This is a genomic window from Phenylobacterium sp. (assembly GCF_024508875.1).
In the GTDB taxonomy this organism is placed as follows: domain Bacteria; phylum Pseudomonadota; class Alphaproteobacteria; order Caulobacterales; family Caulobacteraceae; genus Phenylobacterium.
Genome location: NZ_JANINU010000130.1, coordinates 1 through 6,570, shown reverse-complemented (window position 1 = coordinate 6,570; position 6,570 = coordinate 1). Strand labels below are relative to the sequence as shown.

The window sequence follows — 6,570 nt, the reverse complement described above, 5'->3', positions numbered from 1 at the left end:
AACCAGGGCTGGACCTGCGCCAAGGCGCTGCTGGCGCACGAGCGCTCGGGCATCGCCGGCGTGGCGCGTTCGAAGCGGAACCTGGAGAAGCTGCGCTCGATCGCCAATACGGAGCGCTCGGACACCGGTTCGGCGCTGCTGGCGGACGCGTTCTTCCGCCGTAAGGTGGCCGAACTGGAGATCGACCTGACGGCGCTGGAGTTCACCGAACTTCGCACCCTGGCCGGCGAAAGCAGCGGCAAGGGCCCGGGGCCGGAAAGCTCGATCCTCAAGATCAAGGGCACCGAGATCCAGCAGCGCCTGCAGGAACTGGCGCTGGAAGCGGTGGGCCACTACGGCGCGCCGTTCCTGCGCGACCTGTCGGGCTCCAACGCCACGGTCGGTCCGAGCTACGCCAACGGGCTGGCCGGCGAGATGTTCAACGGCCGCAAGACGTCGATCTACGGCGGCTCGAACGAGATCCAGCGCAACATCATCGCCAAGGCGGTGCTGGGGCTCTGATCCCGCGCCGAAAGCGTGGCTGACAGCCCGGCCCCGCCGGGCTATCGGTTAGCCGACGAACAACTGTTTGACCTTCAACCCCCGCCCTGCGACGGCGGGGGAAGCATAAAGCGGAGCCGCCGAGGATGGATTTCAGCTTCACCGAAGAACAGTCGATGCTGCGCGACACGGTCGCGGCGTACCTGGCGGACCACTACGACTTCGACAAGCGTCGGGCCGTGGTTTCCAAGGAGCCGGGCTGGCGGCCGGAGGTCTGGAAGGCCTTCGCCGAGGAGCTGGGCATTCTGGGCGCGCCGTTCTCCGAGGAACTGGGCGGTCTGGGCGGCGGCCCGATCGAGAACATGATCGTGATGGAAGAGTTCGGTAAGGCGCTCGTCGTCGAACCGTACCTCGGCACGGTCGTCATCGGCGGCGGCTTCCTGAAGCACTCGGGCCACGCGGGCGCGGCGGACCTCATCGGCGGCATCATCGAGGGCAAGACGATCTTCGCCTTCGCCCAGGCCGAACCGCAGAGCCGCTACAACCTCGCGGCCGTCTCGACCACGGCCAAGAAGGACGGCGCGGGCTGGACACTCAACGGCCATAAGGCGGTCGTGATCGGCGCGCCGTTCGCCACCCACTTCATCGTGACCGCGCGCACCTCGGGCGGCGAGCGCGATGCGCAGGGGATCTCGGTGTTCATCGTGGAGAAGGGCGCCAAGGGCGTGACCACCCGCGACTATCCCACCGTCGACGGGTTCCGCGCCTCGGAGGTCTACTTCGAGAACGTCAGCCTGGGCGCCGACGCCCTGGTCGGCCCGGCCGACGGCGGCCTGCCGCTGGTGGAGAAGGTCGTGGACGAAGCGATCGCCGCCACCTGCGCCGAAGCCTGCGGCGTGCTGCGCAAGCTGCACGAAGGCACGCTTGAGTACACCAAGCAGCGCAAGCAGTTCGGCGTGCCGATCAGCTCGTTCCAGGTGCTGCAGCACCGCATGGTCGATATGTTCATCAACGTCGAGCAGGCGGTCTCGATGACCTACATGGCCAACATCAAGGTCACCGACGACGCCGAGCGCGCCAAGGCCGCCAGCGCCGCCAAGGTGCAGATCGGCAAGGCCTGCAAGTTCGTCGGCCAGAACGCCATCCAGCTTCACGGCGGTATGGGCATGACCGACGAAATGGCCATCGGCCACTATTTCAAGCGCGCCACCATGATCGAAAGCGCCTTCGGCTCGGTCGACCATCACCTGGCCCGCTACGAGTTCCTGTCGCTGGGCAAGGCCGCCTGACGTACGGACCACGACGACGACTTCGGCGGCCGCCGGCGATCACGCCGGCGGCCGTTGTCGTTTCGGGCTAACCCCAGATGGCCAACGCTGCCGCCGGGGTCTCGACCTCGCGCCAGCCGCCACGGAGCACGAGCGGGCCGCGCCCGATCACCAAATAGCAGCCGCCGGCGGGGTTCGGCGGGCGATCCTCCCGGCCGATCTCCACGCCTTGCAGGTGCGCCGTCAGTAGGGCGCCGACGCCGCCGTGCGAGACGACGAGGACGACGCCTGGCGGGCTATTGGCGTCCAGGCGCGTGACGGCGTCCACGATGCGCTGCTGTGCGTGTCGGGCGGTCTCCCATCCACGGACGCTCTCGTCGGGCTTCGCAAAGAACTCGGCCACGACCTCCCAGAACTCCGGCGGCGCGATATAGCCCGTGGACTCGCGGCCGTTCTCGCCGAGCCGCGGATCGACGCGGTGCGGGGCGGCTAGCCGCTCGGCCAGGATCGCGCCGCCGTCCAGCGCCTTCTGCTCGTCGCTGGACCAGACAGCGGCGACCGGACCGCCCGCCAACGCGTCGGCGAAGGTCTCCATCCGCGTGCGTCCCTTCGCCGACAGCGGCCAGCGCGGAACGGGGACGGCGGGATCGATGACCACTTCGGGATGGGTGATGAAGACGATGGCGTCCATGGATGCTTCGGGTTGCCCGAACGGTGGTCGTGCGCCAGAGCTTTGCGATGGGCAAGGACGCACGGACGACGGGGCGGTTCGCGGACGGCGCCGACGAAGGCCGCCTGCAGTACGAGGCGCCGAGGCTGCTGTTCCGCGGCGCACAGCGGCGGGTATGGGGCGCCGAGGGGCTGAAGGGCGTGCGAGCCGAGGGCGCGGATCTCGTGCTGGCCGACGGCGCGCGGTTCGCCCTGGGCGAGAAGCAGGCGAAGAGCTGGGCGGACGCTATCGCCAACCCGAAGGGCCGGCTGGACAAGATCGGCGTGAAGCCCGGCATGCGGGTGGCGGTGCTGGACGTGGAGGACACTGCCCTGGCCGGCGAGCTGGCGGCGCGGGGCGCGGCGCCCCTGAACGACCTCTCGGAGCTCGACATCCTGTTCTACGCCGCCGACGACGCGGAGGCGCTGGGGCGGATCGGCCAGCTGGTTCCCACGCTGGCGGACAAGGGCGCGCTGTGGGTGGTCTCGCGCAAGGGCAAGGCTGCCACGGTCAAGGACGTCGAGGTTATGGCGGCGGCCAAGTCGTTCGGCCTGGTGGACAACAAGGTGGTCGGCTTCTCCGAGACGCTGACCGCGTTAAGGTTCACGCGGCGGCGAGCGTGAGAGGGCGGTCCGGGCGGGGACCTGGCCCATTACCCGCCGCGTAATCGACCGGCCGCCGACGTTGCCGTGATCTCCCGGCATTCAGGGAGACACGCCATGAACCGCCGCCAGATCCTCGCCTCGGCCCTCGCCGGCGCGGCCGTCACCACTGCCCCGCGGCCGGGGGCGGCGGCCGTCAGACCCTCGGCGATCCGAGCCAAGGATGGCGCGGCGCTTTTCCACCGCGACTGGGGGGAGGGGCGAGCGGTGGTCTTCGTGGCGAGCTGGGCCCTGACCAGCGAGATGTGGGCCTATCAGGTCGCCCACCTCGCCGACGCGGGCTTTCGCTGCATCGCATTCGACCGCAGGGGCCATGGACGGTCCGACGTCCCCGCGAGCGGCTACGACCTGGACACCCTGGCCGACGACATCGCCGCGGTGATCGATGGTCTGGGCCTGCGGAAGGTCGACCTCGTCACCCACTCGATGGGTGGGGCTGAAGCGGCGCGCTACCTTGCCCGCCACGGCAGCGACCGCATTCGCCGCATCGCGATGCTGGCCCCGGCCGGTCCTTGCCTTATCCAGCGACCGGACAATCCGTACGGGGCCCCGCGGGCCGCTTTCGAGAGCAGGATCGCCGACTGGCGCGCCGATTTTCCAAAGTGGGCGCGGGACAACCAGCCGCCGTTCTTCACGCCGCAGACCTCGCAGGCCATGCAGGAGTGGCTGGTGGCGCAGATGCTTTCCACGCCATTGCCGGTCGCGATCGCCACGTTCCGCGCGCTGATCGAGGCCGATGTGCGGCCCGACCTTTCCAGGATCGATCGCCCCACGCTGATCCTGCACGGCGACCGCGACGCCTCGGCGCCGCTGGAGATTACCGGGCGCCGCTTCGCCGCCGGTATTCGTGGGGCGCAGCTCAAGGTGCTGGCCGGCGCGCCGCACGGGCTGTTCGTCACCCACATGGACCAGGTGAACGGCGCGCTTGAGGCGTTCCTTCGCGACTGAGGCGAACTGCGGCGCCGAAACCGGCTTCCCCTTTCGCCTGGCGCGCCCTAGCAGGGCGCCATGGCCTTCCGCGACTTCGGCCTGCTCATGGCCATGTGCATGGTCTGGGCGGTCAACAACATCATCTCGAAGTACGTCGTGAGCGTCTTGGACGTGCCGCCGCTGTTCTATGCGGCCGCCCGCTTCGCCATCGTCACCGCATGCCTGATCCCGGTGCTGCGGCCGGCGCCGCGGCCGCTCTGGCGGCTGGTGCTGACGGCCTTCCTGATGGGCGGCGGCAATTTCGGCCTGATGTTCGTGGGGCTGAAGTACTCGACTCCCAGCGCCGCGGCGGTGGTGCTGCAACTGGGGATGCCGATCACGCTGATCCTGTCGGTGCTGTTCCTCGGCGAGCGCATCCGTTGGCGCCGCGCCCTCGGCATCGCGCTCACCTTCGCGGGGGTGCTGGTGGTGATGTGGAACCCGCACGGCTTCGCGCTGTCGACCGGGTTGCTACTGATCGCCGGCGCCACATTGATGTCCAGCATCGGGGTCGTCATGACCAAGCAGATCGAAGGCATGCGGCCGATCACGTTCCAGGCCTGGGTGGGGCTCTCTTCGGTGTTCCCCATGGCGCTGCTGTCCGCGTGGTTCGAGCCCGGGCAGATCCAGGCGGGGCTCGCCGCCGGCTGGCCGTTCGTCGCTGCCGTGGTCTTCTCGGCGCTGGTCGTCTCGCTGGGCGCCCACACGCTCTATGTGACGCTGCTGCAGAAGTACGAGGCCAACCTGATCTCCGCGTTGATCCTGGTGACGCCGCTGGCCACTATCGGCCTGGGGGTGGCGGCATTCCACGACCCGTTCGGCCCGCGGATGATGATCGGGACCGCGTTGGCGCTGGCCGGCGTGCTGATCATCGCCCTGCGCGGAAACCAGGTGATGTCGATGCTGATGGCGATCCGGAGCCGCGCGGAATGAACTTCATCGAAGCCCCGTCACCCAACTTCGACCCGCGGACGGTGACGCCCAGCATCCTGGTGCTGCACTACACCGGCATGCAGACCGGCGAGGCGGCGATCGCGCGCCTGCGCGATCCCGAAGCGAAGGTCAGCGCGCACTACGTCGTGGAGGAGGACGGCCGAATCTTCCGCCTGGTGCCCGAGGAGCGCCGGGCGTGGCACGCGGGCGTCTCCTTCTGGCGGGGGCGGAGGAACATAAACGGCGACTCCATTGGCATCGAGATCGTCAATCCGGGACACGAGTTCGGCTATCGCCCGTTCCCCGAGGCGCAGGTCGCCGCGGTGATCGCGCTGGTGGGCGACATCCGCGGCCGCTGGACCATCGAGGACCGCGACATCGTTGGGCACTCCGACGTCGCGCCGGCGCGCAAGGACGATCCGGGCGAGCTGTTCCCATGGAAACGACTGGCGGAGGCCGGCCACGGCCTCTGGGCCGAGGCGCCGTCCGCACCGGGCGAGCCGATCGGCGAGGGCGAGGAAGGCGCGGCCGTGTTCGCGCTGCAGGCCGGCTTCACGCGCCTGGGGTACGACCTGCCGCCGTCGGGCCGGTTCGACGCCGACACCGCGACGGTGGTCCGCGCCTTCCAGCGGCACTGGCGGCCAGAGAAGGTGGACGGGATCGCCGACGGCGAGACCCGGGCGCGTCTGATCGCCCTGCTCCGGCTCTCGTCCCTCCCTTAGCGGGGAGGGACTTGCTTGACTCTCCTCGCCAATTCCCCAACTTCCGCCGCGGATCAGACGGCCGGGCGGTCGCGGGCGCAAGCTCGAGGAAAGTCCGGGCTCCACGACGACATGGCGGCGGGTAACGCCCGCCGGGGGTGACCCCAGGGATAGCGCCACAGAGAGCAGACCGCCTCGGCCTCGGCCGGGGTAAGGGTGAAAGGGTGCGGTAAGAGCGCACCGGGCCGCTGGTAACAGGGGTCGCATGGCAAGCCCCGCCAGGAGCAAGACCGAATAGGGATCCCGCGCCCGGCCAGTCCGCAAGGATACTGCCGGGTAGAGCCGTCGCCGGCTCGAGGGGTCCGGGTAGGTCGCGAGAACCGGCCCGCGAGGGTCGGTCCAGAGGAATGACCGCCGCGTCCCGCAGGGGGCGGCACAGAACCCGGCTTACAGGCCGTCTGATCCGCATATCCACAGCTTCGGCGTCGTTAAGCTTCGGACAACCGACGCATTTGCACGCTCGTCCGAAGCGGCGAGATCAGAGCGCTGCCGTTAACTATCAGTTCTGTGTATGTTCTGTTGATAATCCGCGCGGGTTAACCCTGCGCCCAAACGACACCTTTGTTTTCGTGCAAATAGTCATTGAGTGTCATTGAAACCCATCTGGTCCCATGTTAACCCAATTGCAATTCGTAGATCAGGGTGGCGGGTCGGGGCGCGGACCCAGGCTGATCGGCGAAGGGCAGGGGGCCGTTCGGAGAGATGTTTCTCTCGACCTTCGAGAAGCAGTTGGACGCGAAGCGGCGCATCGTTGTGCCGCAGGAATACCGCGCCGCGCTCTCGGGCCC

7 protein-coding genes, 1 other RNA gene and 1 pseudogene are annotated in these 6,570 nt (G+C 68.8%); 8 read left to right on the top strand and 1 reads right to left on the bottom strand.

Translation table 11 applies throughout. From position 1 onward, the window contains the following. Together Q0L11_RS11120 and Q0L11_RS11115 are read left to right on the top strand one after the other, a co-directional pair. The coding region (locus Q0L11_RS11120; RefSeq protein WP_296597302.1) for an acyl-CoA dehydrogenase family protein at positions 1-501 on the top strand (501 nt) is incomplete at its 5' end. Positions 502-626: 125 nt separating this feature from the next. Next, entirely contained in the window at positions 627-1,769 is a 1,143-nt protein-coding gene (locus Q0L11_RS11115) for an acyl-CoA dehydrogenase family protein (RefSeq protein WP_296597300.1), read from the top strand. Positions 1,770-1,836: 67 nt separating this feature from the next. Here the strand turns inward: Q0L11_RS11115 and Q0L11_RS11110 are convergent, their stop codons facing one another. Next, on the bottom strand, positions 1,837-2,439 hold the full coding sequence (locus tag Q0L11_RS11110; RefSeq protein ID WP_296597298.1) for a histidine phosphatase family protein: 603 nt from the start codon (positions 2,437-2,439) through the stop codon (positions 1,837-1,839). Positions 2,440-2,441: 2 nt separating this feature from the next. Here Q0L11_RS11110 and Q0L11_RS11105 point away from each other — a divergent pair, with 2 nt between their 5' ends. The 6 genes and pseudogenes from Q0L11_RS11105 to Q0L11_RS11080 form a co-directional block, all read left to right on the top strand. Further along, positions 2,442-3,080, top strand: coding sequence for a DUF3052 domain-containing protein (locus Q0L11_RS11105; protein WP_296597296.1), 639 nt, complete (start codon positions 2,442-2,444; stop codon positions 3,078-3,080). 96 nt (positions 3,081-3,176) lie between these two features. Beyond that, positions 3,177-4,067 carry an alpha/beta fold hydrolase gene (locus Q0L11_RS11100; protein WP_296597294.1) on the top strand — a complete coding sequence of 297 codons (891 nt, stop codon included), beginning with the start codon at positions 3,177-3,179 and terminating at the stop codon, positions 4,065-4,067. 60 nt (positions 4,068-4,127) lie between these two features. After that, complete coding sequence (locus Q0L11_RS11095; RefSeq protein WP_296597293.1) at positions 4,128-5,021, top strand: DMT family transporter; 894 nt, start codon at positions 4,128-4,130, stop codon at positions 5,019-5,021. Then, a complete protein-coding gene (locus Q0L11_RS11090) occupies positions 5,018-5,743 on the top strand; it encodes an N-acetylmuramoyl-L-alanine amidase (protein WP_296597291.1) in 726 nt (241 codons plus the stop codon). The genes Q0L11_RS11095 and Q0L11_RS11090 overlap by 4 nt, the downstream gene beginning before the upstream one ends. A gap of 53 nt (positions 5,744-5,796) precedes the next feature. After that, an RNA gene (gene rnpB / locus Q0L11_RS11085) (RNase P RNA component class A) lies at positions 5,797-6,188 on the top strand. Between the two features lie 296 nt (positions 6,189-6,484). Then, a pseudogene (locus tag Q0L11_RS11080) lies at positions 6,485-6,570 on the top strand (division/cell wall cluster transcriptional repressor MraZ); the annotation flags it as partial.